Here is a 26,532-nt window from a genome sequence, read left to right on the forward strand (position 1 = left end):
GTTTAAGGCGCGACCTGTAGCAGGTCGCGCTTCTCAAACATTTCCTCTTCCGGGAGAAGAGTCATGTCGACAGAGACTTCGATACATTCCAATGCCTTCAACTTCTTGAGTTTTATCCTTAACCAAGTCGACCCGCGTACTGGTCAATACACCTGCGCCATCTCCTTGCCCGAACTCAAGGCCAATGACTTGTGCGGCCCGGTCGTGCCGCTGCAATTGAACTTCAACCCGCTCAACAATACCGACAGCGGTTTCGGCAAGGGTTGGAACTTGCAACTTTCGCAATATGATCCGAACCGCCGGATCATCTCGCTGTATACCGGGGAAACGTTCAAGGCCAATATAGGGGCCGACGGTATGGAGATTCCGGAGAAGAAACTCGACTCCTTTCATTTCCATGACCTGGGCAATCAACGCTACCGGGTCGAGCATAAGTCCGGGCTGGTGGAGATTCTCCAGGTCGGCCAGGGCCAGTTCGCCATGCCGGTGGAAATGCGCTCACCCCAGGGGCATAGCGTGACCCTGGAATACGTCGCCTTCGGCACGACCCCGTTGCTGAGCAGGATCCGCAATGCCGACCGCACGGAATTGCTGAGCCTTACGCGCAACGGTAATACCCTGGAGGTCAAGCTGCATCCGGGTACCCTGTATGAAGCGCTGTTCGTATTCAACATCCTTGGCGGTGAAACCAAAAGCATCGTCCTGCCCGCCGAAGATGCGGGACTGCCCACCGAGAACAAGGGTTCCTGGCGTTTCTACTATATCTCCCTGAGTGGCCTGACCCTGCTCAAGGAGGTCCATACCCCCACCGGCGGTCATGAAACCGTCACTTACTCAGGCACACCCCATGCCTTCCCCGGCCTGAGCGACCGCACCCTGCCACGGGTACAGTCGCACAAACGCGACCCGGGCTTTGGGCAGGGCGTCATCGAAACCCGCTACGATTATGACCGCACCGGCAATAACTTCCTCGGCCATGGCAGCGGTGTCACCTGGATCGATAATGACCTGGACAATCTCTATCGCGATGGCGTGGCCCGGGACTATAGGTATGAAACCAGCGAAACGCTCTGGGACGCCGTCAGCGAGAAACCGCTGCGTATCACCCGCCGGGTGTTCAATCGTTTTCATTTGCTGGTGCTCGAAGAGGTTTTGCAAAAAACCAGCGAGCCGAACAAGAGCGATACGCTGTTGGTCACCGAGACCGAGTACTACGTCGATCCCCTGGCCGATTTCAAGGACCAACTGGCGTACTTCCAACTGCCGCAAAGCGTGACCCAGACCTGGCGCAATGCGAGCGCCACGGTACCCCGGCATACAGAAGTCGTCACCAGCACTTACGATGATTTCGGCAATTTGCTGGTGCAGGTCAATGCCAATGGCGTGACCGAAACCAGCACTTGGTACGACGCCGATGGGGAAGACGGCTGCCCGAAGGACCCGCAAGGTTTCGTGCGTAATCTCAAGAGCAAGACCATCACCCCGGCCCCCTCCGGCTACGGCGCCGCGCCAACCCTGCAAACTCGCTATCGCTATGACGAATACCCCGGCCTCGGCGGCGTCGGGCACTGGCTGGCCTTGAGTGACGAAAGCCTGATGGAAGGCGAGCAGGTGCTGCAACAGAGCACCTACAGCTATATCAATGCCCCAGGCAATGCCTTTGAACATGGGCGCAAGTTGCAGGACGCCGTCACTCTCAACAACCTGACCACTACCACCGATTATGTCTACAGCAAGACCCGCAACGCCCGCGCCGGCGAAACTGTCTTGCATACGGTCAATACCTTGCGGGGCTTCGATGGCGAGGAAAAGATCGTCAACCTGGAACATTCGCTGCTCAATGGCGAGCCCCTGCTCAGCCGTGATGACAACGACGTGGCGATCGCCACCGAGTATGACCTGCTCGGTCGGGTGACCAAGGAAACCGTGGCCCCGGACACTCCCTACGAGGCCAGTCGCAGCTATCGCTACACGCTGGTCGACACGGTGGGGCAGCAGGCCACGCAAAGCGCCATCGACGTCAAGGGCGTCGAGACGATCTCCTGGCTTGACGGACACAACCGGGTGATCAAGGAAACCCGCCGCGATGCCGATGGCCTCGGCGGTAATCCGCAGGCGTTGCGCGAAATCTACCGGGCGAGCTACAACCAGCTCGATCAGTTGACCAGCGAAACTGTGATCGACTGGGAACGGGCCAGGAACATTGAACTGACCAGTGTCTTCAAGTACGACGACTGGGGCGAGCAGCGCAGTGTCATTCGCCCCGATGGTGTCGAGGAGCATGAGGTCACCGACCCGATTGCCCGCACCACCACGCAATGGCTCGAAGGCCAGGGCAAGACGGTGACCGTCAACAACCTGTTCGACAAGCCCGACAGCGTCAAGCGCATCGACCGCGGCGAGCAGATGATCAGCGAGCATCTCTACCATTACGATGGGCTCGGGCGGACCGCCGAGGAATACGATGCCGCCGGCAACTGGACCCGCTATGAATACGATGCGTTCGATCGCATGACCAGGACCCTGTTGCCGGACAGCACCGAGGTCGAGCGCGAATATGCGCCCCACAGCAGCGATGAAGAGCTGCCGGTCAAGATCAGTGTCAACGGCGCGGTGCTCGGTGAGCAGGTCTTCGATGGCCTGGACCGGATGGTCGTGTCGATCACCGGCGGGCGGGAAAGCGTCTATACCTTTGACCCGGGGCAGACCCAACCCAAAAGCGTCAAGCGCCCCAGCGGCCAGGAAACCGGCTATGTCTACCGGCCCGAACTCGGCGAAGATCCGGAGCAGCGGATTGCCGTGGAAAGCACCGCGATCTACAGCTACGACGCGCAGAACGCACGGCTGTTGCAAACCGAGGAGCAAGACCAGCAGGGCGTTACGCATCGCCTGCTGCGCGAGTATTTCAGCACTGGCGAAGTGAAAAGTGAAAGCCGCGAACAAACCGGGGAAACCACCCGGACCATGCATTACGAGTACAGCCGGCAAGCACGAATGCTTAGCTATACCGATGTGCTCGAGCAGACCCAATCCTTTGAATACGACCGCCATGCTCGCTTGATCGCCACCGAGCTGGGTACGACCCGCTCGACCTTTGCCTACGATGATTGGGGGCAGCTCGCGGATATCGAGACCGTTGACGGCAGCCAGCAGTTGAAGACCCACCTGGCATACGACGATTTTGGTCGCGAGGTCCTGCGCCGCTTCGATCTGGGCGGTGGGGTGATCCAGACCTTGACCCAGGTCTACGATGAGGTCGACCGGCTGACGCAACGGACCCTGGTGCAGGGCAACGAGACCCTGCGTGACGAAACCTATGGCTATGACACGCGCGGGCGCCTGGTCGAATACACCTGCACCGGCAGCCAGGCCCCCGAAGACCCCTACGGCAAGATCATCCAGAGCCAATTGTTCGGCTTCGATGCCCAGGACAACCTGGACTTTGTCGAGACCAGCTTCGAGGGCGGGCGCAATTCAAGTTACTACGAGTACGCCAATCCGGATGATCCCTGCCAATTGACCGCCATCACCAATACCTTCCAGCCGGATTACCCTCCACGGTTGGAGTTTAGCTATGACGCCAATGGCAATTTGTTGCAGGACGAAGCTGGACGGATCTTGGAGTACGACAGTTTGAGTCGATTGATCAGTGTCAGTGCGTTGAGTGGAGAGTCGGCTAATAGCTATCGTTATGATGCGTTGGATATGTTGAGTGCCAGTGGTACGGCGGCGGCCAGCGAGTCACGGTTCTACCAGAACGGTGAATTGGCCAGTCGACTGGTGGGTTCTCAAGGCAGTACCTTTATCCGAGCTGACGGCAGGGTACTCGCCGAGCAGGTGGGTACTGGGGGAAAGTCGTCATTGCTGGCAGTCGATGAAAAAAACAGTGTATTGCGCGAGATTGGTGAGCCAGCTGTCAACGATATTGCCTACAGCGCTTACGGCCAGGAAAGTGCCCGGCAAGCGGTGAGCACTGCGTTAGGTTTTAACGGTGAGCTGCGTGAGGAGCAAAACGGATGTTATTTGTTGGGGAATGGCTATCGGACATACAGCCCGGCGTTGATGCGGTTTTACAATCCTGACAGTTTGAGTCCGTTTGGTCGGGGAGGTATCAATGCCTATGCCTATTGCGAGGGGGATCCGGTTAATAGTACTGATCCGAGTGGGCATTTTTCCTTTAAAGCGATCGGAACTTTATTCGCGCTAATCGGAGGTGGCTCTGTAATTGCCTCCTTAACTGTGAAGGATAAGACCGCCAAAGTGACCCTGGCTATTGCGGGAAGCGTTCTGTTGTTTGTCGGGTTGGGATCAATAGGTATGGGCGCCTTCCAGACGAAAACAAGTTCGTTATCTGGGGCGCGACGGGTGAGTGTGCCAAGGGTGGGGAGGAGGGAGTATGTAGCTGCTGCACAGAAGGCGAGGGCTCAGGATCTGGAGAATGTTAGACGCTATTTCCCGTTGTTTAAGCCTACACCTGCACCTGCACCTGCACCTGCATCGCCTAGTGTTGGCAGAGAATTGCAGAGCATAACTCCTGCTTCTCGACGTTCGGGAAGAAGTAGCGCCGCCTCCGGAAAGAGAACGCCTGAGCCTGTGGCCGTGCGTCAGGTGGAAAGTCCATCAAACGCAGAAGTTAGATTGGAAATAAGAGAACCATAATGATTGGCTAAAGCTTAATGGCTATGTAATAGGCACTTATGGACCGGAGGACCATAATCCTCCGGACGCTTACCTTCAATCTGCCGGCCACCTGGGATTTCAGTTTCCCAGGGCTGCTACGCCGCCCAGCGGGGATAAATCCCTTGCCACAAAATACGTGCGGCGGGTGTTGTCATGTTGTCATGTTGGCATATTGCCATTTTGGCGGTGTAGCGGTGGTCTTGTGCCTCTTCTTATATGGCGCGCCTGTTCCGCTTCCACTCGAGCAAGTTCGTCTTCAAGTCGCCTGATTTCCTGCTGCTGCAGCTCTTGCCGGCGACGCATTTCTTGCGCTCTTGCCCCAGGCCAATACTCTTTGCGTTCCAAGGGGGCAGAGGTTTGCCGTTCGGCTTCAATCCTATACTGGGGAGCCGTCGGTGTGTTTTTAGCGGTAGTGGGACCGCTTGGCAACAGCGAATCGCCGCGCAGCGGCTTGTATGGTTGAGCAGAACCTGACCTGCCGCTGAAACCTGTTTTCCTGTTCGCCCCCGTCAGGTTCCGGGCTGGGCGCCCACCCCGTGAAATGTATCCCGCACCCAGGCCTGAGGCAGCACTGATAAGCAGCAGTGCCGTGCCGACGGCAGAGTCCTTGTCCATTACCGCAACAGCGGAAACCCCACTGACAACGGCTGTCGCGGTCAATGCACCTGCGGGCGTTGCCAGGCGACCCAGGAGCGACGCACCTAGGCCGAAGATCCCGAGATGTCCGGTGGGGTCACGGTAATTAATCGGGTCCCCCAGGCAATAGGTGTAGGGGTCAAGCCACCGCCATCTATCGGGCTTGACCCGTCTGGGTTGTGAAGTCGCCTCAGTACCGGGTTATAGGCTCTGTAACCATTGCCCAGGATGTACCAGCCCGTGTGTTGCTCCCGACGTTCTCCGTTGAAACCCAGGCAGGTCGAGGCGGGTTGAGCAGATGATCGGTGACCATAGGAGCAATAGGCCATTCGCCTGGTATCGGTTTGGCTGATTTGCACCAGTATCGATTGGCTCTGGTCGGTCGCCAGAAGGACTGTTTGCGTTTCGTTTTTAACTAACATGGACTGGCTTTCCTGGGAGCCGCACGACGATTGTCCCGTATCGAGTCTGTCAGAGGTCCTTTCTGAGCTTGCCCGGTTTGGGAGCAGAGTTTTGCTAGATCAGCACATCCTCTTGGGAGTTTCCCTTGATGTACGGTTTATTGATCAACCCCAACTCCAGTGCCTTGAATGCCGCCGTCCAGCGAGAGTTCACCCCGAATTTTCGACGAATATTGCAAAAGTGATAGTTCACCCCGGCCTCGCTGCAATTGATGATTTGGCTGATCTCCCAGGAGGACTTGCCGGCGGCGCTCCACTGCAGGACCTCCGTTTCCTTGCGCGTGAGTTTTACCGCCGTTGGTTGTTGCGAGTTCTCGTGCTGGAAATTTCCTCGGGTGGAGGAGGGGCGGGTGATGGAGTCGGTGCGATACATGACAAACACTCCCATTAAACGATCAGAAATGGCGTGGGGGCGGCGAAATTTTCCTACTTCTTGATGGCGTGATTCGCACGGCCCTTCTTCGGACCCTGAGGCAGGGCTGGAGGCACGGGTTCGTTATAGCCCGATTCAAGTCGGCTGAAACCTGTCAGACATGACAGGTGGGGGCACTGGATGATGAATGGCTGTAAAGAACTTAAATTATAAGCCTTTGATATTGTTAAGTTTTTTAATTGGCTGCGAGATTCATTGTGGCGAGGGAGATTGCTCCCGCTTGAGTGCGAAGCACTCACAAAAAGGGACGCCGCTGCGCGGCCCAGCGGGAGCAAGCTCCCTCGCCACGGGTTCTATCCACCCAGGGATGAGCTGTTCGCCCCAAATAAAGGACGTGGGCTTTTCCATTTAAAATTTGCATTCAACCAACCCCGGGTATATACACGCACCATGCTTCCTTCCCAATGTTTATGCATCAACCTGCGTCGTGCCGCCCGTGGCGTCAGCAGGTATTACGACGGCGCCCTCGACGGCTTCGGGATCAACGTTGCCCAGTATTCTTTGCTGAGCAACCTGGCGCGCCTGGACCAACCGAGTATTTCCTCCCTGGCCGAGGCCATGGGCCTGGATCGCAGCACCCTGGGGCGCAACCTTCGGGTGCTGGAAGGCGAGGGGCTGGTGGCGTTGGCCGAGGGTGATGACTTGCGCAACCGTATCGTCGTGCTCACTGACGCGGGGCATGCTCGGTTGGCGGCAGCGCTGCCGGCCTGGGAAGCGGCGCAGCAGAAACTGATCGATAAGCTGGGCGCGGAAAAGCGCGCGACCCTGCTGGCCTTGCTGGATGAATTGGCGTGAAGCTGATTCGTTCGATGATAAGTGGGTATATACCCGCGACTGGAGAACAAAAATGACATCGATGTGGCGTACCTGTGGTTGGGTCCTGGTGGGCAGCGCGCTGATCCTGGCGTTGTCCCTGGGCGTGCGGCATGGCTTCGGCCTGTTCCTGGCGCCCATGAGTGCCGAGTTCGGCTGGGGCCGTGAGGTATTCGCCTTTGCCATCGCCTTGCAGAACCTGATCTGGGGCCTGGCGCAGCCTTTCACTGGCGCGCTGGCTGACCGCTTCGGTGCGGCAAAAGTAGTGCTGATCGGCGGTGTTCTCTATGCCGTCGGCCTGGTGTTCATGGGCATGGCGGACTCGCCATGGTCGTTGTCGTTGAGTGCGGGTCTTTTGATTGGTATCGGCCTGTCAGGCACGTCCTTCTCGGTGATTCTGGGTGTGGTCGGACGGGCCGTGCCGCCGGAAAAACGCAGCATGGGCATGGGCATCGCCAGTGCCGCCGGTTCTTTCGGCCAGTTCGCCATGCTGCCCGGTACGCTGGGGTTGATCGGCTGGCTCGGTTGGTCGGCGGCGTTGTTGGCGCTGGGACTGTTGGTGGCGTTGATCGTGCCTTTGGTGAGCATGCTCAAGGACGCACCGTTGCCGGTGGTCGGCCACGAACAAACCCTGGCCGAGGCCTTGCGTGAGGCGTGCAGCCATTCCGGGTTCTGGCTGCTGGCGGTGGGCTTTTTTGTCTGCGGTTTCCAGGTGGTGTTCATTGGCGTGCATTTACCGGCGTACCTGGTGGACCAACACCTGGCCGCCGGCGTCGGCACCACCGTGCTGGCCCTGGTCGGGTTGTTCAATATCTTCGGCACTTACACCGCTGGCTGGCTGGGCGGACGCATGTCCAAGCCGCGCCTGTTGACCGGGTTGTACCTGTTGCGGGCCGTGGTGATCGGCTTGTTCCTGTGGCTGCCGGTGACGACCACGACGGCGTATCTGTTTGGCGTGGCGATGGGCTTGTTGTGGCTGTCGACCGTGCCGCTGACCAACGGCACGGTCGCGACCCTGTTTGGTGTACGAAACCTGTCGATGTTGGGTGGGATCGTGTTCCTGTTCCACCAGTTGGGCTCGTTCCTCGGTGGTTGGTTGGGCGGGGTGGTGTACGACCGCACTGGCAGTTATGACTTGATCTGGCAGGTATCGATCCTGCTCAGCCTGTTGGCGGCGGCGTTGAACTGGCCGGTGCGCGAGCGTCCGATGGCGCGCTTGCAAGTCCAGGTTGGTGCGGCATGAGTCGCATCGGCCCGTGGCTGATCGCTGCCGGCGCTGGCCTGCTACTGGCCTTCGCCTGGTGGGGCTGGCACCAGGGCGGGTTGGCCCTGATGCAACTGGGCATGGGCACGTGCTGAACAAATGGACGGCGGCGGGCGTGACAGAGTAACGTCGTGATCTGACATGCTTTTAAGGAAACCCGACATGTTGATGCGCTGGTTTGCTGTTCCCGCTCTGTTGCTGGCTGTGACCGGGCAGGTCTGGGCCGCCGGTTGCCCGCCGTTGCTGGAGGGTTCGTTGCCCAAACTGCGGGCCAAGGAAACCATCGATTTGTGCCAGCGCTTTGCCGGCAAGCCACTGGTGGTGGTCAACACCGCCAGCTTCTGTGGGTTCGCCCCGCAATTCAAAGGCCTCGAAGCGTTGAACCAGCGCTACAAGGGCGAAGGTTTGCAAGTGCTCGGCGTGCCGTCCAACGATTTCAAACAGGAGTCCAAGGATGGCGCTGAAACCGCCAAGGTCTGCTACGTCAATTACGGCGTGACCTTCACCATGACCGAGCCACAGCCCGTGCGGGGTGCGGATGCGATACCGCTGTTCAAGCACCTGGCGGAACAAGCCGGTGCGCCGAAATGGAATTTCTACAAGTATGTGGTGGACCGCCAGGGCAAGGTCGTTGGCAGTTTTTCCAGCCGGATCAAGCCTGACGATCCCGATTTCATCAAGGCTGTGGAAACAGCCATCGCTTCCAAACCCTGATCGCCAGCCATGAAAAAGCCCCGCCTCTTCGCAGAGAGCGGGGCTTTTTTCGCTTCAGGTGGCGATTGGTTCAGGTTCGCCGGAAAACATCAGAAGCGGTAGGTTGCACCGACACCGAAACCGTTGGCGCTGTTTTCGTATTTGGCGTTGTAGGACTGGCCGAGGGCATTGCTGCCACTGACGTTGACTTTTTCTTCCTTGAGGTAGGAATAAGCCACGTCGATGGTCAGGTCGTCGGTTGGGCTCCAGCCGGCGCCCAGGCTGAAGATGGTCCGGTCGCCGGTCGGGATGCGTGGCGAACGGTCCTGGTTGTTGGTCGGCGCCTGGTCGAAGGACAGGCCGGTACGCAGCACCCACTGCTTGTTCAACTGGTAGGAGGTACCGATGGCGTAGGCCCAGGTGTCGTGCCAGTTTTGCTCTTCAGTAATGGAGCTGAAGAAGCCGGGCGCGAAGGCGCCACCCGTAGCGGGTGTCACACCGTCGTTGTTCACGGTGATTTCTTTCAGGCGGCTCCAGCGAGTCCAGGTGCTGCCTGCATAGACGGTCCAGGCATCATTGATTTGCTGGGTGACCGAGAAGTCCACCGACTCAGGTGTGGTGATGTCCAGCGAAGCATCGTAGCGCGCGCCATTCAGCAGGCTGGCAGGAGTGCCGGCCCCTGGACTGATTTCGGTATGGCCTTCGAGTTTGTATTTGACCTTGGAGTGATAGGTCAGGCCAACACGAGTGGTATCGGTCGCCTGCACCAGCACACCGATGTTGTAGCCATAGCCAATGTCGTCGCCCTTGATCTTCACGTCGCCATCGTTAGGCGACAGTGGTGTGCTCAGGGTCGATTCCAGTGAGCCGGAGATACGGTTGATGGTCGGGCCGAAACCGATCGATACCTTGTCGTTGAAGGCATAGCTGACGGTTGGCTGGAAAGTGACGACCTTCACTTCGCTCTTGCTGCCGAAGTTGCCGCCCTGGAAGCCGTTTTCATAATCGGTGATCAAGCCAAACGGTGCGTAGACACCCAGGCCGAATGCCCATTGATCATCGATGGGCTTGACGTAATAACCCATCGGAACGCCAGTGAGCGGGACCATGTCGCCCTTGTTGGTGCCGGACTGGGTGCCGCTGGCATCGTCGATATCGGTGGAGGCATCAATGGCGGCGAAGCCACCGGTGACTTGCTGGCGCTTGAGGCGCGACATGCCGGCAGGGTTGCCAAATACGGTGCTTGCATCATCGGCAACAGAAGAACGACCAGCGAAACCAGTGCCCATGCCACTGATGCTTTGTTCGTTCAAGGCAAAGCCACTGGCGAAAAGTTGAGTGGATGCCAAGGTAACGGCAAGGCCAAGGGTGGTTTTGAGCATCATTTTTTTCATTGTTAGAACTCCTGGTGATCACCGGGGCGAAAATTACCAACATTTTCGTTCAAGCGCTATAGCCTGGATGGCTTGATTTAGAGCGGTTTTGTAGGACAATCCGACCAGATTCGCGACCGTTGTAGGAACTTTCCAAATTTCCCGTCAGCAAGCGACTTGGTTCAGTGGCGAAACACAGCTTTGCCAGGCGCAGGTGAAATCTCGCAGGCGCCCTTGGGGGTGAAAGGTCTGGCGCCAGATGCGGGCCATGCCCAGCAGGTCATCGGTTTCGGGAAGCGGGGTGTTCTGTTCCTCCACCAACAGCCAGGCAATGGCGGTGGCGTAGCGCAGGTTGACGGTCAGTTCCAGGTGCGGGCCGCTGAGAAAGGCGTGCTGGCTGGCCAGGCCACGTACCAGGCTGGCACGTTCCGGGTCCAGCGCCAGGTAATGGTCCCAGAGTGCCTGGTGTCGGGGTTCGGTAATGCGATACAGGCCATGCCCGCGTCGATCATGCAGGGCTGAGCCCAGGGCAGACTGGCTGGCGGCAATGCCCAGTAACAAGGATTCCGCCGTTGCGCTGTGACGCTCAAGGTAGAGGAGCGTCGGGCGGATCACATATCGACACAGTTCGCTGGCTGCGATACCCATAAAACCCTCGAAGCGTGAAAGGGGCGGAGCCTGAAGAGTGTGGCCTTGGCAGCGGTGGATCGGTCCAGGCCCCGCCGGAAGCGGATCATGCCGCTTGACTTGAAGTGTAGTGTCATATTTGCGCTGTAAAGGACTGTTTTTAAAACATCTTCAACGAACGGTTATAACTGTTATATCCCTTGGTGCTTACGCCGTTTCGCTCGATCGAGAAATTCCGGGCAATAAAAAGCCCCGCTTTCTGGGCGGGGCCTTTGGGGTTTCAGCCTTTCTGGCGTCTCAGGCAACCAGTGCCTGGCGAGTACGCTCGATCACGGCCTGCAGCGGTTCAGCGCTGGAGTACTGATCGGGGTAGAGGCGTTCGCTGTGACGGGCGATGCCGTGTTCGTTGACCAGGGTGAAGCTGAAGCAGCCTTTGCGAGCGGCCATGATCAGGCAGTTCATCGGGGCAAAAGCGTTGGTTAGGGTGCGGATAGCATCCTGTGCATGGATTTGATTGGACATGTTATGGGTGTTCCTACAAATGACACGGTTAAGAACCGTGCAACGTTAAAACGTTCCAGTAACGTCGACCACCAATGGTCGAACGAAGAACCCGACTGGAACAAAGCAGCCAGTTTGAGCGCTATATAGAGTGCGCGCTTGGGCTGGCAGGTAGGTACTTAGGAGGGCAGGCAACACAGCGAGGGCAAAGGTTCTGGGCCCGGGGTGAAGATCCTGATCAATTTTGCAGGTTGGTTCGGTCAGAGTAATGAGCCTGGCAACACCCTTTGCATTCGATCAAAGGCTGTGTTGGCGCAAGATTTACCTGGAAACCATCGAGGGGGTCGGTCTCTTTTTTCGGTGAGGCGTCCTTTGAAGGATGGCTGACCGTGGAGATGTGTTCGACCCGGAATTGACTTTCAGCTTGGTACTAACGCTGCGGATACTAACGGATCGAACCCACGAAGGGAAGGGCGTTGGTTAAAAAATATTCAATAGGGCGATAAACCCGGGTGAGGGAGGGGCGTATAGCACAGGATTCAAGCGTATGCAGATGCGTCCCGCGCCACCGATGCCGTGCGCGAGGCCCCAGGGTTATCCCCAGGTTTTACCGCCAGATGCGCCAAAAAATCCCAGCGTTATAACCAGTTCGGCTGTTACTTGTGCACACTCGCTACACCACTTGTCACTGTACTGTCATGTCGAAACAATCCGGGGTGGGTGCCTGTATCCAAAATTTAAGTCAATGAAAAACATCGCTTTTTTTTACTGGTGAAAAAATCGTCAGTTTGAGCGCAGGCCCCGTTCCACAGGGCTTTGCGCGGGTTCAGGGTGGGTTGTCCACTGAGTTATCCACAGCTTCTGTGGATTGTCCCAAGCGCTTGCTCTAGCACGGGCGTGCTGGTTTTTTCGGCTTTACCCGTACGAAAAAAGGAGTAGAGTGGCGCGCCTTCCGATCTGTCCCACAGTGTTTTATGAAGTTTCGCTCAGTATCAAATCCTGTTACCTCCGTACCCCCTCGTGTTACCCCACCCAAGCGAATTTCGATGCGGCTGGCTGAGTGGCTACTCGACAGCCCGCGACTGGGGGACAGCCCCAGCGTGAAGCACTTGGCCGGCCGTCTACTCAAGCAACCGGCCCGTGAAGGCGTGGTGGCTGCACAAAGTCGCCTCGGGCAGTTGATGTGCCGTGAGTGCGGCAACGCCCGGGATCGACGCATCGGCCACGATCTGCTGCGCCAGGCCGCGCGGGCCGGTGATGATCGTGCTCGGCGGGCCCTCGGTGAAATCCAAGACTGAAAACGCAGACTGCGCTGGGCAACCCCCAGCCGCTTGGTTAACCTTCGGGCTTTATTTGATCGGCAGGAATTGTCATGGCTATGGATTTGACCAGCCTGTTGCTTGGCCTGGCAGGCGCTGCGCTGCCGTTGCTGGCACTGGCCTGGCACCTGCAACGTCAGGCCAGTGTCGCGCAGACCGAGCTGGCCCTGCTGGAAGAGCGCCTGGCTACTGCCCACATGGCCCACGATGGCCTCAACGCCCAGCTCGATGCCTGTCGCGACGAGATCAGTGACCTGAGCCAGGCCAACGCCGCCAAGCAAGCCGAGCTTGCCGCGGCCTGTCGTGAAGTCGAGTTGTTGCAGATCGAACGCGACAATGCCCGGGATGCGGCCCACGCCTGGAACCTCGAACGCGCCAACAAGGAAGCGGAACTGCGGCGGCTCGATGCCCAGGCGGCGTCGTTGCATGCCGAACTGCGCGAGCAGCAGGAAAGCCACCAGCAACGCCTGGATGACCTGCAAGGTTCGCGAGACGAGTTGCGGGCACAGTTCGCCGAGCTTGCCGGGAAGATCTTCGACGAACGTGAGCAGCGTTTCGCCGAAACCAGCCAGCAGCGCCTGGGCCAGTTGCTCGATCCGCTGAAGGAACGCATCCAGTCCTTCGAAAAACGCGTCGAAGAAAGTTATCAGGCCGAGGCCCGGGAACGTTTCTCCCTGGGCAAGGAACTGGAGCGCTTGCAACAACTGAACCTGCGCTTGAGCGACGAGGCGACCAACCTCACCCGGGCGCTCAAGGGCCAGAAGACCCAAGGCAACTGGGGCGAGCTGATCCTGGAGCGGGTACTCGAACATGCCGGCCTGGAGAAGGGCCGCGAGTATCAGACCCAGGTCAGCCTCAAGGGCCCGGACGGCGAGCGTTTCCAGCCGGACGTGTTGATTTATCTGCCGGGCGACAAGCAAGTGGTGGTCGATTCCAAGGTCAGCCTCACGGCCTATCAGCAGTACGTGGCCGCCGAGGACGACGCCATCGGTCAACACGCCCTCAAGCAACATGTGGCGTCATTGCGCGCCCATGTCAAAGGCCTGGCCGGCAAAGACTATAAACGCCTGGATGGCCTGCACAGCCTGGATTTCGTGCTGTTGTTCGTGCCCATCGAAGCGGCGTTTTCCGCCGCCCTGCAAGCCGAGCCGAACCTGTTCCAGGAAGCCTTCGACCGCAATATCGTGATTGTCAGCCCGACCACTTTGCTGGCGACCTTGCGGGTGATCGACAGCTTGTGGAAACAGGAGCGCCAGAGCCAGAACGCCCGGGAAATCGCCGAGCGGGCCGGGTGGCTGTATGACAAATTCGTCTTGTTTATTCAGGACCTGGACGAGATCGGCAGTCGTTTGCAGCAGTTGGACAAAGCCTACAGCGCGGCACGCAATAAACTGACAGAAGGGCGCGGCAACCTGATCAGCCGTAGTGAACAGCTCAAACTGCTCGGCGCCCGGGCCAGCAAGAGCTTGCCGGCGGAGTTGCTCGAGCGAGCGATGACGGGGGCGGACGGGTTGCCCGAGTTGTCCGAAGAAGCCGAACCTTCTCAAGACTGAAGCAAGCCCTAAGGCTGAAGCAAAACCCAAGGCTGAAGCAAAACCCAAGGCTGAAGCAAACCCCTGTGGCGAGGGAGCTTGCTCCCGCTTGAGTGCGCAGCACTCACGAAAAAGGGGGCCGCTGCGCAGCCCAGCGGGAGCAAGCTCCCTCGCCACAGAGGCCACTATGTTCCCAGGATCACGGTGTGGTGCCTACAACGGCAAATGCCGACTCAACAACGCCCGCAACGCCGCTGGCTTCACCGGCTTGGCCAGGTAATCCAGGCCCGCCGCATGCACCTGGGCCACCGTTTCCGGCCGGCCATCGGCACTGATCACCACCCCCGGCACCGGCTCCCCCATGCGTGTGCGCAACCAGGCCATCAGCTCGGTGCCGGTCTCGCCGTTGTCCAGATGAAAATCCACCAGTGCCAGTTGTGGCCGGCCACCCTGGGCCAGCCAACGCTCGCATTCTTCCCGGTTGCGCGCCGTCCACACCTGGCAACCCCAGCGTGTCAGCAGGCTGTTCATGCCGATCAGGATGCTGTCTTCGTTATCGACGCACAGTACCTGCGCGCCGCTTGGCAAATGGCCGTTGGGTTCGGCGACCACGCTGGGTACGGCGGCCTGCGTATGGGCCAGGGGAACGCTGACGCTGAACACACTGCCGCGCCCTGGCCAGGAGCGTACGCGCAAGGTATGGCCCAGCACGCGGCATAGCCCGTCGGCGATTGCCAGACCCAGGCCCAGGCCTTTTTCGGCACGGGTCTGGTGGCTGTCCAGGCGCTTGAACTCTTCGAAAATCACCTGCAGCTTGTCCTCGGCGATGCCCGGCCCGCGATCCCAGACTTCCAGACACAATTCGCCGTTGCGCCGACGTACCCCCAGCAGCACCGGCCCCTTGGCGTAGCGGAAGGCGTTGGTGAGGAAGTTCTGCAAGACCCGGCGCAGCAGCTTGATGTCGCTGTCCACCCGCAGGTGCGAACCGCGCACGCGGAATTTCAGGCCCTGTTCCTGGGCCAGGGCGGTGAATTCGGCGCCGAGGATATCGAACAGTTCGTTGAGGACGAAGGGCTTGCGGTCCGGGTTGATCTTGCCGTTTTCCAGGCGGGAAATGTCCAGCAGGTCGCTGATCAGGTCTTCGGCGGAGCGCAGTGAGCTGTCCAGGTGCTGCACCAGTTGTCGGGCTTCGTCCGGCAAGTCGTTGCACTGGTGGGACAGCGCGGCGGAGAACAGGCGCGCGGCGTTGAGCGGTTGCATCAGGTCGTGGCTGACCGCGGCCAGGAACCGCGTCTTGGATTGATAGGCCGCTTCGGCGGTGCTCTTGGCTTCGGTCAGGGCCAGGTTCAGTTGGGACAATTCCCGGGTGCGTTCGGCCACCCGTTGCTCCAGCCCCTCGTTGGCTTCGGTCAGCGCTTGCGCGGCCTCACGGAAAGCGGTGATGTCGGTGAAACTCATGACGAAACCGCCGCCAGGCATCGGGTTGCCGATCAGCTCGATGACTCGGCCATTGGGGAACAGCCGCTCGGAGGTGTGGGCGCGGCCCTGGCGCATCCAGTGCAGGCGTCGGGCGACGTGGACTTCCGCTTCGCCAGGGCCGCAGAGGCCACGTTCGGCGTTGTAGCGAATGATGTCGGCAATGGGCCGGCCAACACTGATCAAGCCGTCCGGATACTTGAACAGCTCCAGGTAGCGACGGTTCCACGCCACCAGTCTGAGGGACTGATCGACCACGCTGATGCCCTGGGTGATGTTCTCGATGGCACCTTGCAGCAAGGCGCGGTTGAACTGCAGCACTTCCGACGCTTCGTCGGCGATCCGGACGACGTCTTCAAGCTGCATCTCCCGACCTTCAATGGCGGCTTTTACCACAGCTCTTGTCGAAGAAGCCCCAAGTACACCGGCCAGCAGGCGTTCGGTGTGGGCGATCCATTCGCTGTCGGCGTTCTGGGTCGGGTTGAAGCCTTTGCCCTGGCGGTAGGCAAAACGGATGAAACTCTGCCGCGCCCGTTCTTCGCCGACGAAGCGCGCGGCCAGTTGCAACAGGTCTTCGATGTGTACCGCCAGCATTGAACGGGGGTTGGGGCGGGCGCTGATTTCCTGGCCGATGAAGCGTCCGGCCTGCCAATGTTCCGAAACGCGTGTGCGCGACAGCACGGAGATCCAGGCAAACACGGTGAAGTTGCCGGCCAGGGACAGGACCACCCCTTGGGTCAGTGGCGTAATCGGCAAGTTCAATGGGTTGCCGTGCAACCAGGCCAGGCCCGGGAAGCTGCTCAGCGACCAGCCCAGGCTGTGGGCGGCTATCGGCAGCACCAAGGTGTAGAACCACAGGAAAATCCCTGTGGCGAGGCCGGCGAACACGCCGCGGCGGTTGGCCTGTTTCCAGTACAGCGCGCCGAGCATGGCAGGGGCCAGCTGGGTCACGGCGGCGAAGGCGATCTGGCCGATGGTCGCCAGGCTCGCCGTCGAACCCAGCAGGCGGTAGCTGACATAGGCCAGCAACAGGATCACCACGATGCTCACCCGTCGCACCGAGAGCATCCATTGGCGGAACACTTCGAAAGGCCGTTCGGCGTTGTTGTGGCGCAGCAGCCAGGGCAACAGCATGTCGTTGGAAACCATGGTGGACAGGGCCACGCTGGCGACGATCACCATGCCGGTCGCCGCCGAGGCGCCACCAATGAACGCCAGCACTGCCAGGGCCGGATGGGCCTGGGCCAGCGGCAGGCTGATGACGAACGAGTCCGGTAGCACGGAACTGGGCAGCATCATTTGCCCGGCGAGGGCGATGGGCACCACGAACAGCGCGGCCAGGGCCAGGTAGGCAGGGAATACCCATTTGGCCAGGCGCAGGTCCTGGGGCTCGATGTTCTCTACCACGGTCACATGGAACTGCCGTGGCAAGCAGATGATTGCCATCATCGCCACCCCGGTCTGCACCACCATGGACGGCCAGTTGATGGTTTCTTTCCAGTATTGCTCCAGGCGTGGGGCGAGCATCGCCTGGTTGAACAGGTCGTCGAAGCCGTCGTAAAGACCGAACGTCACGAACGCACCGACCGCCAGGAAGGCGAACAGCTTGACCAGGGATTCGAAGGCAATCGCCAGCACCATGCCGCGATGGTGCTCGGTGGCGTCCAGGTTGCGCGTACCGAACACGATGGTGAACAGCGCCAGAATCAGCGAGACGATCAGCGCGGTGTCCTGGGCACGGGTGCCCATGGCATCGGCCCCGGCACCGATCAGCAGGTTTACCCCGAGCACGATGCCCTTGAGCTGCAAGGCAATGTACGGCAACACACCGACCAGACAGATCAGCGCGACCACTACTGCCAGGGACTGGGACTTGCCATAGCGGGCGGCGATGAAGTCGGCAATGGAGGTGATGTTCTCCTGCTTGCTGATCATCACCATCTTCTGCAGGACCCACGGCGCCAGCACCAATAGCAGGATCGGCCCGAGGTAGATCGGCAGGAAGGACCAGAGCTGTTCGGCGGCCTGGCCGACTGCACCGAAGAACGTCCAACTGGTGCAGTACACCGCCAGCGACAGGCTGTAGACCCAGGCGCGCATGCGTGGCGGCAGGGGCGTGCTGCGCCGGTCACCGTAGAAGGCGATGGCGAACATGATGGCCATATAGGCCAGGGCGACAATGGCGATCAGCCCGCTGGACAACGACATGGAAACTCCCGGACAAAGACACCGGGACCTGGGCCCGGCAGGACAGTCTCGCACGCCTACCCGGGTTCGTCAGTGTCGACCAAGGTCGAGGCGTGGCGGGGAGTCGCGGGGAGTCGCGGGTTGCGATCAGCATTGGGTTATAGGGTGTTCTGGCGGGCCTCATCGCGAGCAGGCTCGCTCCCACATTTGATTGGGGGTGAACCATGGATTTGTATTCACCTCAGGTTCCTTGTGGGAGCGAGCCTGCTCGCGATGGCGGCTTTACTGACCCAACGCGATATCCACCAACCGATACAACTCCTCGACCGCCAACGGCGCGGTGGCGAAGAGGATGCGAAACACCGTCGGCGCCACTACCACATTGATCAACCGCTCGACGCCAGGGTTCGGCGCATCTGGGTAGCGATCCAGGATGATCTGCAACTGGGTACTGAGGATGCCCACGCAATGCCCCGGGGTGGCGCAGGCCTGGATGTCGCGCATCATGTTGCGACCGGGCTCGGAACTCATTTCGTCCAGGTACTGCTCGGCCCAGGCGCGTAGGTCGCCGCGCAGGCTGCCGGTGTTGACCGGTTCGCTGTCGGGGCGCATGCGGGCGATGGCGACGTCGGCCAGCAGCGCCGGCAAATCGCCCCAGCGCCGATAGATGGTGGACGGCGTCACCCCGGCGCGCGCGGCGATTTGCGGCACGGTCAGGGTGGCGCGGTCCTGCTCTTGCAGCAGGGCGCGGACCGCCGAGTGAATCGATTCCTGGACCCGGGCGCTTCGACCGCCGGGGCGTAAACCTTCTTTAATAGCCATGTGTCAGACCTTAACACAAAGAATTTGCTTTAAGCGCACGCCGGTAGCACACTCCGCAAAAGCAAAAAATTAGCTTTTGCGAATGTTCTTGTGGAGCGTGCCCATGTCCCGTCCAGCTTCGACCCGCGCCAGCCTGATCTTCCTGGCGATCACCTTGCTCGGTTTTCTCGCCGCGTCCAGCGCGCCGACGCCGTTGTATCACCTCTATCAGGAACAGTTGCAATTTTCCCCGGCGATCCTGACGCTGATTTTCGGTGTCTACGCATTCAGTTTGTTGGCGGCCTTGCTGACCGTGGGCTCGCTGTCGGATTACCTGGGGCGCAAGCCGGTGATCTTCGTGGCGCTGTTGCTCAATATGCTGGCGATGTTGCTGTTCATCAATGCCGACAGTGTCGCCTGGCTGATCGGCGCCCGCTTGATCCAGGGCTTCGCCACGGGCATGGCCACCAGCGTGCTGGGCGCTGCGTTGCTGGACTTCGACCGCCGACAAGGCCCGCTGATTACCAGCGTCGCGCCCTTGTTGGGCATGGCGTGCGGGGCGTTGGGCTGCGGCCTGTTGGCGGAGTTCGCGCCGCTGCCGCTGCAACTGACTTACTGGATTCTGCTGGGGCTGTTCCTGATTCAGGCCCTTTATATCTGGCGTCTGGCGGAGAGCGTCAGCCCGCAACCCGGTGCCTGGCAGTCGCTGCGTCCGACCTTGCATGTGCCGGTCCAGGCGCGGCGGGCCTTGTGGCTGATACTGCCGCTGAACCTGGCGGCCTGGGCGGTGGGCGGTTTCTATTTGTCCTTGGCGCCTTCCCTGGTGCGGGCCGCGACCGGGTCGACATCCAACCTGATCGGCGGTGCACTGGTGGCGGTGTTGACGCTCACCGGCGCGTTGTCCATCTATACGCTGCGCAACCAGGAAGCCGACAAGTTGCTGCGCCTGTCCGCGAGCCTGTTGGTGATCGGCCTGGCGCTGGTGCTGGTCGCGGTACACGGCGGCAGTTTGCCGTTGTTCTTCATTGGCACGCTGGTGACCGGCAGCGGTTTCGGCGCCGGGTTCCTGGGGGCGTTGCGCAGCATCATGCCGCTGGCCTTGCCCCACGAGCGGGCCGGCTTGATGTCGGCGTTTTATGTCCTCAGCTACCTGGCGTTCAGCCTGCCATCGTTGCTGGCCGGGAATCTGACGCGGGTGTTCGGGTTGATCCCGACGACCGATGGTTATGGCGCGGTGCTGATCGTGCTGTCGGCCGCTGCGTTGCTGGGGTTATCGCGTCAGTCGGTAAAGCCGGCAGGCGAGGGTGTTCGGCCTTGAAGCCGTGAGTGCAGGCGCCGCTGGCAGTGGGTTAGTCTTGGCGTCTCAGCATTTTTTCCGGGCGATCCCTTTGAAAATTATCCGCAGCAAATCCTTCACCGGCGAGCGCGCCTGGGCAGCGCTGGATATCGCCAACATGAATGGCATCACCACGCGCCTGCACTGGACCGATCAGCCGTACAAATGGCACATCAATGACGGTCAGGAAGTCTTCGTGGTGCTCGATGGGCAAGTGCGGATGTGCTATCGGGAGGGTGGTATAGAAAAAGATACCGTGCTGGACGCCGGGGATATTTTCTACGCGTCAGTGGGCACCGAGCACGTCGCCAAGCCGCTGGGAGAGGCGCGAATCCTGGTGATCGAGACCGAGGGCAGTGTTTGAGTGTTATCTGTAAAATCGATAACACATACAGAAATTACCCGTTATATAGATATTCGATTCGGCTCTAGCATGGCTCCACCTCATCCGAGGACAGGAGTTCGCCATGACATGTTGCACCGCCAAGCGCCGGTTTCGTCCCTTGAGCCATTTGCCCAGGCCGCTGGAGGCCATTCGCCAATTCACACCCAACTGGTTCGCCGTGGTCATGGGTACCGGTGTGCTCGCGTTGGCCTTGGCGCAGTGGCCCGGAAATGTATCGGGCCTGCGCCTGTTGGGTGAAGGTTTGTGGTTGTTCAATATCCTGTTGTTCGTGGTGTTCACCGGTTTGTATGCGGCCCGTTGGGTGTTGTTCTTCGACGAGGCGCGACGGGTTTTCGGCCACTCAACGGTTTCGATGTTTTTCGGCACCATTCCCATGGGGCTGGCGACGATCATCAATGGCTTTCTGGTATTTGGGCTGCCGCGTTGGGGCGACGGTGTGCTGCCGTTGGCCGAGGCGTTATGGTGGCTCGACGTGGCCATGTCCGTGGCCTGCGGTGTGCTGATTCCGTTCCTGATGTTTACCCGCCAGGAACACCGCATCGACCAGATGACCGCCGTGTGGCTGTTGCCAGTGGTGGCCGCCGAAGTCGCCGCCGCCAGCGGTGGGCTGTTGGCCCCGCACCTGGCCGATACTCATGGGCAACTGGTCATGTTGGTGACCAGCTACGTGCTCTGGGCCTTTTCCCTACCGGTAGCATTCAGCATTCTGACGATCTTGCTGTTGCGCATGGCCCTGCACAAACTGCCCCACGAAAACATGGCCGCCTCGAGTTGGCTGGCCCTAGGCCCGATTGGCACCGGCGCCCTGGGCATGTTGCTGTTAGGCAGCGACGCTCCGCTGATTTTTGCCGCCAATGGCTTTCCCGGCGTGGGCGAAATTGCCGCCGGGCTAGGCTTGGTGGCTGGCATTACGCTGTGGGGCCTGGGGTTGTGGTGGATGTTGATGGCGCTGTTGATTACTGCGCGTTATCTACGGGCCGGCATTCCCTTCAACCTTGGCTGGTGGGGCTTTACCTTTCCCTTGGGTGTGTATGCGCTGACCACGCTGAAGCTGGCGGACTTGCTCGGCCTGGAATTTTTCCGCGTGTTCGGTTGCGTGCTGGTGGTGATGCTGGTGGTGATGTGGCTAATCGTTGGGCGGCGTACGGTCTTGGGCGCCTGGCACGGCGAGTTGTTTGTATCGCCGTGCATTGCGGGGCTGGCGAAATAATCGCTAAAGACAGGTAATGTGTGGCCTGGATCGAAAAACGTTCATTCCAATAAGCGTCCACGCCACTCAGGAACATGGAAGATGAGTCACCCTTCGCAGTTCACCTTGCTTCGCACGCGGCGTTTCCTGCCGTTCTTCATCACGCAGTCCTTGGGTGCGTTCAACGACAACATTTTCAAGCAGTCGTTGATTCTCGCCATCCTCTACAAGTTGACCATCGACGGCGACCGTTCGATCTGGGTCAACCTCTGCGCATTGCTGTTCATCCTGCCGTTCTTTCTGTTCTCGGCGCTGGCGGGGCAGTTCGGGGAAAAATTCGCCAAGGACGCGTTGATTCGTCTGATCAAGCTCGGCGAAATCGTCATCATGGCGGTGGGCGCGGTGGGTTTTCTGTTCGACCATTTGTCGTTGATGCTGGTGGCGCTGTTTGCCATGGGCACGCATTCGGCGCTGTTCGGCCCGGTGAAATATTCGATCCTGCCGCAGGCCTTGCGCGAGGATGAACTGGTCGGCGGCAACGGCCTGGTGGAGATGGGCACGTTCCTGGCGATCCTCGCGGGCACCATCGGCGCGGGGATCATGATGTCCTCGGCACATTACGCTCCCGTGGTGTCCGCCGCGATCGTCGGCATCGCCGTGCTCGGTTACCTGGCCAGTCGTGGCATTCCGCGCGCGGCGGCGGCTTCGCCGCAAATGCGCCTGAACTGGAACATCTTCAGCCAATCCTGGGCCACCCTGAAACTGGGTTTGGGGCAGACCCCGGCGGTATCCCGTTCGATTGTCGGCAACTCCTGGTTCTGGTTCGTCGGCGCGATCTACCTGACGCAGATTCCGGCCTATGCCAAAGAGTGGATGCACGGTGATGAAACCGTGGTGACCTTGATCCTGACCGTGTTTTCGGTGGGGATCGCCTTGGGTTCGATGCTCTGCGAGAAGCTTTCCGGGCGCAAAGTCGAGATCGGCCTGGTGCCGTTCGGCTCGTTCGGGCTGACGGTGTTCGGCCTGTTGTTGTGGTGGCACTCCGGCGGGATTCCCGACAGCGTCGAGGGCCACGGCTGGCTTGAAGTGCTCGGCTTCGGTCACGCCTGGCTGGTGTTGATCGACATTCTTGGCCTGGGTGTCTTCGGCGGTTTCTATATCGTGCCGCTGTACGCGCTGATCCAGTCGCGCACTGTCGAGAACGAGCGGGCGCGAGTGATCGCCGCCAATAACATTCTCAACGCGTTGTTCATGGTGATCTCGGCCATAGTCTCCATCGTATTGCTGAGCCTGGCGAAGTTGTCGATCCCCCAGTTGTTCCTGGTGGTGTCGTTGCTCAACATCGGCGTCAACGCCTACATCTTCAAGATCGTCCCCGAGTTCAGCATGCGCTTCATGATCTGGCTGCTGAGCCATTCCATGTACCGCGTGGAGCATCGCAACCTGGACGCGATTCCCGATGAAGGCGCTGCGTTGCTGGTCTGCAACCACGTGTCCTTCGTCGATGCCTTGCTGATTGGTGGTGCAGTGCGTCGGCCGATTCGTTTCGTGATGTACTACAAGATCTACAACCTGCCGGTGTTGAATTTCATCTTCCGCACAGCCGGGACGATTCCGATTGCCGGGCGTCAGGAAGACATTCATATCTACGAAAAAGCCTTCAAGCGAATCGCCCAATACCTGAAGGACGGTGAGTTGGTCTGCATTTTCCCTGAAGGAAAATTGACCGGTGACGGTGAGATCAATGAGTTCAAGAGCGGACTGACACGCATCCTCCAGGAAACCCCGGTGCCGGTGATCCCCCTGGCGCTGCAGGGCTTGTGGGGCAGTTTCTTCAGTCGCGACCCGGCCAAGGGGCTGTTTCGCCGGTTCTGGTCGCGGGTGACGTTGGTGGCGGGTTCGGCAGTAGCGGTGGAGACGGCGACGCCTTCGCAGTTGCAGGCGTTGGTGGGGGAGTTGCGCGGGACTGTCCGATAGGCAGCGACCTTTCGACTTATCGCGAGCAGGCTCGCTCCCACATTGGATCAGTGGTGCGCTGTGGTTCTGCGCCTTGCACATAAACCTGTGGGAGCGGGCTTGCTCGCGAATAGTGACTGACATTCAACGATGATGTTGGCTGACACGCCGCCTTCGCGAGCAAGCCCGCTCCCACAGTGGATCGCGGCCAGCTTGGGCAACTCGATCAAAATGTGGGAGCGAGCCTGCTCGCGATAGCGGTAGAGGCCTAAGCGCTGACCTTGAGGCCGATCAACCCGGTAATGATCAACGCCACGCTGGCCAGGCGAACCAGCGCCATCGACTCACCAAACAAAATGATCCCGGCGATCACCGTACCCACGGCACCGACCCCGGTCCAGATCGCATAGGCCGTACCCAATGGCAATTCCTTCATCGCCAGGCCCAGTAGGCCGAGGCTGATCGCCATGGCGGTGATTGTCAGTGCAGTGGGAAGAGGGCGGCTGAAACCGTCGGTGTACTTCAGGCCGACCGCCCAGCCGACTTCGAACAGGCCGGCAAAAAACAGAATGATCCAGGACATCACATACCTCCATCGATGGATGGGGTCGTCCCCGGATTAGGCACTCGATCGGGAGCCTGATCGAGTGGCGGGGTCGTCCCCGCGCTGGATGGATAGTGCCAATTACTGACCACTCGATCAAGTCTGCTTCAGTCGGCTGTCTGCCGGACGGCGAGGGTTTCGCGGTCCTGTTTTTCACTCATGCGTCGGAAATACGTCGAGAGCAGCGCCCCGGAAATATTGTGCCAGACGCTGAACAGCGCGCTGGGTACCGCCGCCAGCGGCGAAAAGTGTGCACTGGCCAACGCCGCGCCGAGGCCGGAGTTCTGCATGCCCACTTCCAGGGCCAGGGATTTACGTTGGGCCAGCGGCAGCTTGAACAAGTGCCCGGTGAAATAACCGAGCAAAAAGCCGAAGCTGTTGTGCAGCATCACCACGGCCATGATCAGCAGACCCGATTCGGCAATTTTCGCCTGGCTGGCGGCCACTACGGCGGTGACGATGATGACGATGCTCACCACCGACACCAGCGGCAACACCTCCACCGCATGCCGTACCTTGTCCCCTAGCAGCCGTTGCGCCACCACGCCCAATACGATCGGCAGCAGCACCACTTGCAGGATCGACCAGAACAGCTCCATGAACGACACCGGCAACCAGGCCGAGGCGAGCAACCAGATCAGCGCCGGGGTCAGCAGTGGAGCGAGCAGGGTGGTGACGGCGGCGATGGCCACCGACAGAGCCAAGTCACCCCGAGCCAGCCAGGTCATGACATTCGACGAGGTGCCGCTTGGGCAGCAACCCACGAGAATGACGCCGACGGCGATTTCCGGCGGCAGGTGGAACACCTGGCAGAGCAACCACGCCACACCGGGCATGATCACGAAATGCGCGACGACGCCCAGGGCCACGCGCCAGGGATGACGCGCGACTTCGGCGAAGTCATCGAGCTTGAGGGTCAGGCCCATGCCGAACATCACCAGTCCCAGCAGCGGCACAATCGCGCCTTTCAGACCGATGAACCAGGTCGGCTGCACAAATGCCACGACGGCGAAAATCAGTACCCAGTAAGCGAAGGTATTGCCGACAAAGCGGCTCAATGCAGCCAATGCGCGCATGACCTGATCCTTTATTGTTAAGAACACCGAATACTAGTGTGGGAGCGAGCCTGCTCGCGATAGCAGAGGATCAGTCAGCATTTCTGTGACTGTCATGCCGCTATCGCGAGCAGGCTCGCTCCCACAAGGGCAACCCGTTACCTTTAGATCCCCTGCGGAATCTCTTCCCCACCCAACGCCTCAACCAGCGCCGGCAGGAACTCGCCAAACGTCAGCATCATCAGGGTGAAACTGGCGTCCAGTTGGCCAAGGGCCTCGTCGCCACCGTCCTGCTCCGCCTGGTCTTGCAGCAGGTCTTCGAACTTCAGGCGCTTGACCACCATCTTGTCATCGAGCACGAAGGACAGCTTGTCCTGCCAGGCCAACGACAGTTGTGTCACCACTTTGCCGGTGTTCAAGTGCAGCTGGATTTCGTCGCTGGTCAGGTCCTGGCGCTTGCAGCGCACGATGCCACCGTCTTCGTGGGTGTCGCGCAGTTCGCATTCATCCAGCACGAAGAAATCATCTGCGGCTTTCTGGGTCTTGACCCAGTCGGTCATGGTCGCGGTGGGGGCCATCTTGACCGTCAGCGGGCGGACCGGCAGCGAGCCGATGACTTCGCGCAGGGTCGAGAGCAGGTCTTCGGCGCGTTTCGGGCTGGCCGAGTTCACCAGGATCAGGCCCTGTTTCGGCGCGATGGCGGCGAAGGTGGACGAGCGACGGATGAACGCACGCGGCAGGAACGCCTGGATGATTTCATCCTTGAGCTGGTCCCGTTCCTTTTTATAGACCTTGCGCATTTGCTCGGCTTCGATCTCTTCGACCTTTTCCTTCAAGGCATCGCGTACGACGCTGCCTGGCAAGATGCGTTCTTCCTTGCGCGCGGCGATCAGCAGGAAATCCTGGCTGACGTGCACCAGCGGCGCGTCTTCGCCTTTGCCAAACGGCGCGACGAAACCGTAAGTGGTCAACTCCTGGCTTGCACATGGACGCGCCAGTTTGCTGGCCAGTGCAGTTTCCAACGCCTCGGCATCAAAAGGCAGATCTTGGGTCAGGCGATAGATAAGCAGGTTTTTGAACCACATGGGGTGAGTCTCTCCTTTATACAAAGGGGGGCATTATTCTCTTCGCGGCGCCATAGGCCAACCCTTCGCTAAGCCTTTGGAAGGCCTGAAAAAATTAATTTAAAA

The 26,532-nt window shown here is 59.8% G+C and carries 20 protein-coding genes; 10 read left to right on the forward strand and 10 right to left on the reverse strand.

Features of this window, described 5'->3' with window-relative positions:
* Window positions 1-63 precede the first annotated feature (63 nt).
* On the forward strand, window positions 64-4,659 hold the full coding sequence (locus tag DTP52_RS14660) for an RHS repeat-associated core domain-containing protein (RefSeq protein WP_109753990.1): 4,596 nt from the start codon (window positions 64-66) through the stop codon (window positions 4,657-4,659).
* Between the two features lie 722 nt (window positions 4,660-5,381).
* Here the strand turns inward: DTP52_RS14660 and DTP52_RS31630 are convergent.
* Window positions 5,382-5,738, reverse strand: a complete 357-nt coding sequence (locus tag DTP52_RS31630; protein ID WP_109753991.1) for an RHS repeat-associated core domain-containing protein — start codon at window positions 5,736-5,738, stop codon at window positions 5,382-5,384.
* Between the two features lie 94 nt (window positions 5,739-5,832).
* Window positions 5,833-6,150 (reverse strand): LuxR family transcriptional regulator, encoded by a 318-nt coding sequence (locus DTP52_RS14670; protein ID WP_109753992.1) that lies wholly within the window; start codon window positions 6,148-6,150, stop codon window positions 5,833-5,835.
* 450 nt (window positions 6,151-6,600) lie between these two features.
* Between DTP52_RS14670 and DTP52_RS14680 the strand changes: the two genes are divergently transcribed.
* From DTP52_RS14680 to DTP52_RS14690, 3 genes are all read left to right on the forward strand, one after another.
* Window positions 6,601-7,005: a MarR family winged helix-turn-helix transcriptional regulator gene (locus DTP52_RS14680; protein WP_109753994.1), complete on the forward strand. Its 405-nt coding sequence runs from the start codon at window positions 6,601-6,603 to the stop codon at window positions 7,003-7,005.
* Window positions 7,006-7,057: 52 nt separating this feature from the next.
* Complete coding sequence (locus DTP52_RS14685) at window positions 7,058-8,266, forward strand: MFS transporter (protein WP_109753995.1); 1,209 nt, start codon at window positions 7,058-7,060, stop codon at window positions 8,264-8,266.
* Between the two features lie 183 nt (window positions 8,267-8,449).
* Window positions 8,450-9,001 (forward strand): glutathione peroxidase, encoded by a 552-nt coding sequence (locus tag DTP52_RS14690; protein WP_109753996.1) that lies wholly within the window; start codon window positions 8,450-8,452, stop codon window positions 8,999-9,001.
* A gap of 89 nt (window positions 9,002-9,090) precedes the next feature.
* Here DTP52_RS14690 and DTP52_RS14695 read toward each other — a convergent pair whose 3' ends face one another.
* The 3 genes from DTP52_RS14695 to DTP52_RS14705 form a co-directional block, all read right to left on the reverse strand.
* Window positions 9,091-10,374, reverse strand: a complete 1,284-nt coding sequence (locus DTP52_RS14695; protein ID WP_109753997.1) for an OmpP1/FadL family transporter — start codon at window positions 10,372-10,374, stop codon at window positions 9,091-9,093.
* Between the two features lie 144 nt (window positions 10,375-10,518).
* Window positions 10,519-11,001 carry a hypothetical protein gene (locus DTP52_RS14700; RefSeq protein ID WP_109753998.1) on the reverse strand — a complete coding sequence of 161 codons (483 nt, stop codon included), beginning with the start codon at window positions 10,999-11,001 and terminating at the stop codon, window positions 10,519-10,521.
* Between the two features lie 276 nt (window positions 11,002-11,277).
* Window positions 11,278-11,502: a hypothetical protein gene (locus DTP52_RS14705; protein ID WP_053124246.1), complete on the reverse strand. Its 225-nt coding sequence runs from the start codon at window positions 11,500-11,502 to the stop codon at window positions 11,278-11,280.
* 953 nt (window positions 11,503-12,455) lie between these two features.
* On the opposite strand from DTP52_RS14705, the gene DTP52_RS14715 reads away from it, so the two are divergent.
* Window positions 12,456-12,779: a sel1 repeat family protein gene (locus tag DTP52_RS14715; RefSeq protein WP_109753999.1), complete on the forward strand. Its 324-nt coding sequence runs from the start codon at window positions 12,456-12,458 to the stop codon at window positions 12,777-12,779.
* Between the two features lie 188 nt (window positions 12,780-12,967).
* Window positions 12,968-14,353 (forward strand): DNA recombination protein RmuC, encoded by a 1,386-nt coding sequence (gene rmuC, locus DTP52_RS14720; RefSeq protein WP_163858969.1) that lies wholly within the window; start codon window positions 12,968-12,970, stop codon window positions 14,351-14,353.
* Between the two features lie 192 nt (window positions 14,354-14,545).
* On the opposite strand, the gene DTP52_RS14725 is transcribed toward rmuC, so the two are convergent.
* Window positions 14,546-18,016, reverse strand: a complete 3,471-nt coding sequence (locus DTP52_RS14725; RefSeq protein WP_109754001.1) for a PAS domain-containing hybrid sensor histidine kinase/response regulator — start codon at window positions 18,014-18,016, stop codon at window positions 14,546-14,548.
* A gap of 261 nt (window positions 18,017-18,277) precedes the next feature.
* A complete protein-coding gene (locus DTP52_RS14730; protein WP_109754002.1) occupies window positions 18,278-18,817 on the reverse strand; it encodes a TetR/AcrR family transcriptional regulator in 540 nt (179 codons plus the stop codon).
* Between the two features lie 103 nt (window positions 18,818-18,920).
* Here DTP52_RS14730 and DTP52_RS14735 point away from each other — a divergent pair, with 103 nt between their 5' ends.
* The 4 genes from DTP52_RS14735 to DTP52_RS14750 all read left to right on the forward strand — a co-directional run bounded on the left by DTP52_RS14735 (window position 18,921) and on the right by DTP52_RS14750 (window position 23,704).
* On the forward strand, window positions 18,921-20,114 hold the full coding sequence (locus DTP52_RS14735; protein ID WP_109754003.1) for an MFS transporter: 1,194 nt from the start codon (window positions 18,921-18,923) through the stop codon (window positions 20,112-20,114).
* Between the two features lie 70 nt (window positions 20,115-20,184).
* Window positions 20,185-20,496: a cupin domain-containing protein gene (locus DTP52_RS14740; RefSeq protein ID WP_178082485.1), complete on the forward strand. Its 312-nt coding sequence runs from the start codon at window positions 20,185-20,187 to the stop codon at window positions 20,494-20,496.
* A 103-nt stretch (window positions 20,497-20,599) separates the two neighbouring features.
* Entirely contained in the window at window positions 20,600-21,748 is a 1,149-nt protein-coding gene (locus DTP52_RS14745) for a TDT family transporter (protein ID WP_109754004.1), read from the forward strand.
* Between the two features lie 81 nt (window positions 21,749-21,829).
* Window positions 21,830-23,704, forward strand: coding sequence for an MFS transporter (locus DTP52_RS14750; RefSeq protein ID WP_109754005.1), 1,875 nt, complete (start codon window positions 21,830-21,832; stop codon window positions 23,702-23,704).
* Between the two features lie 247 nt (window positions 23,705-23,951).
* Here the strand turns inward: DTP52_RS14750 and sugE are convergent, their stop codons facing one another.
* The 3 genes from sugE to rdgC all read right to left on the reverse strand — a co-directional run bounded on the left by sugE (window position 23,952) and on the right by rdgC (window position 26,427).
* Complete coding sequence (gene sugE / locus DTP52_RS14755; RefSeq protein WP_109754006.1) at window positions 23,952-24,266, reverse strand: quaternary ammonium compound efflux SMR transporter SugE; 315 nt, start codon at window positions 24,264-24,266, stop codon at window positions 23,952-23,954.
* 128 nt (window positions 24,267-24,394) lie between these two features.
* Window positions 24,395-25,363: a bile acid:sodium symporter family protein gene (locus DTP52_RS14760; protein WP_109754007.1), complete on the reverse strand. Its 969-nt coding sequence runs from the start codon at window positions 25,361-25,363 to the stop codon at window positions 24,395-24,397.
* Window positions 25,364-25,506: 143 nt separating this feature from the next.
* Window positions 25,507-26,427 carry a recombination-associated protein RdgC gene (gene rdgC / locus DTP52_RS14765; protein WP_014339706.1) on the reverse strand — a complete coding sequence of 307 codons (921 nt, stop codon included), beginning with the start codon at window positions 26,425-26,427 and terminating at the stop codon, window positions 25,507-25,509.
* Between the last annotated feature and the right edge of the window lie 105 nt (window positions 26,428-26,532).

Origin of the sequence: Pseudomonas sp. 43mfcvi1.1, assembly GCF_900115935.1 — a bacterium.
Taxonomy (GTDB): domain Bacteria; phylum Pseudomonadota; class Gammaproteobacteria; order Pseudomonadales; family Pseudomonadaceae; genus Aquipseudomonas; species Aquipseudomonas bijieensis.

Bases quoted from the DNA above. Each gene is read 5' to 3' on its own strand.
- DTP52_RS14715 (WP_109753999.1), top strand. From the start codon at position 12,456: ATGAAGTTTCGCTCAGTATCAAATCCTGTTACCTCCGTACCCCCTCGT.
- DTP52_RS14725 (WP_109754001.1), bottom strand. From the start codon at position 18,016: ATGTCGTTGTCCAGCGGGCTGATCGCCATTGTCGCCCTGGCCTATATG.
- DTP52_RS14680 (WP_109753994.1), top strand. From the start codon at position 6,601: ATGCTTCCTTCCCAATGTTTATGCATCAACCTGCGTCGTGCCGCCCGT.
- DTP52_RS14705 (WP_053124246.1), bottom strand. From the start codon at position 11,502: ATGTCCAATCAAATCCATGCACAGGATGCTATCCGCACCCTAACCAAC.
- DTP52_RS14670 (WP_109753992.1), bottom strand. From the start codon at position 6,150: ATGTATCGCACCGACTCCATCACCCGCCCCTCCTCCACCCGAGGAAAT.
- DTP52_RS14690 (WP_109753996.1), top strand. From the start codon at position 8,450: ATGTTGATGCGCTGGTTTGCTGTTCCCGCTCTGTTGCTGGCTGTGACC.
- sugE (WP_109754006.1), bottom strand. From the start codon at position 24,266: ATGTCCTGGATCATTCTGTTTTTTGCCGGCCTGTTCGAAGTCGGCTGG.
- DTP52_RS14695 (WP_109753997.1), bottom strand. From the start codon at position 10,374: ATGAAAAAAATGATGCTCAAAACCACCCTTGGCCTTGCCGTTACCTTG.
- DTP52_RS14730 (WP_109754002.1), bottom strand. From the start codon at position 18,817: ATGGCTATTAAAGAAGGTTTACGCCCCGGCGGTCGAAGCGCCCGGGTC.
- DTP52_RS31630 (WP_109753991.1), bottom strand. From the start codon at position 5,738: ATGTTAGTTAAAAACGAAACGCAAACAGTCCTTCTGGCGACCGACCAG.
- DTP52_RS14735 (WP_109754003.1), top strand. From the start codon at position 18,921: ATGTCCCGTCCAGCTTCGACCCGCGCCAGCCTGATCTTCCTGGCGATC.
- DTP52_RS14700 (WP_109753998.1), bottom strand. From the start codon at position 11,001: ATGGGTATCGCAGCCAGCGAACTGTGTCGATATGTGATCCGCCCGACG.
- rdgC (WP_014339706.1), bottom strand. From the start codon at position 26,427: ATGTGGTTCAAAAACCTGCTTATCTATCGCCTGACCCAAGATCTGCCT.
- DTP52_RS14745 (WP_109754004.1), top strand. From the start codon at position 20,600: ATGACATGTTGCACCGCCAAGCGCCGGTTTCGTCCCTTGAGCCATTTG.
- DTP52_RS14685 (WP_109753995.1), top strand. From the start codon at position 7,058: ATGACATCGATGTGGCGTACCTGTGGTTGGGTCCTGGTGGGCAGCGCG.
- DTP52_RS14660 (WP_109753990.1), top strand. From the start codon at position 64: ATGTCGACAGAGACTTCGATACATTCCAATGCCTTCAACTTCTTGAGT.
- DTP52_RS14760 (WP_109754007.1), bottom strand. From the start codon at position 25,363: ATGCGCGCATTGGCTGCATTGAGCCGCTTTGTCGGCAATACCTTCGCT.
- DTP52_RS14750 (WP_109754005.1), top strand. From the start codon at position 21,830: ATGAGTCACCCTTCGCAGTTCACCTTGCTTCGCACGCGGCGTTTCCTG.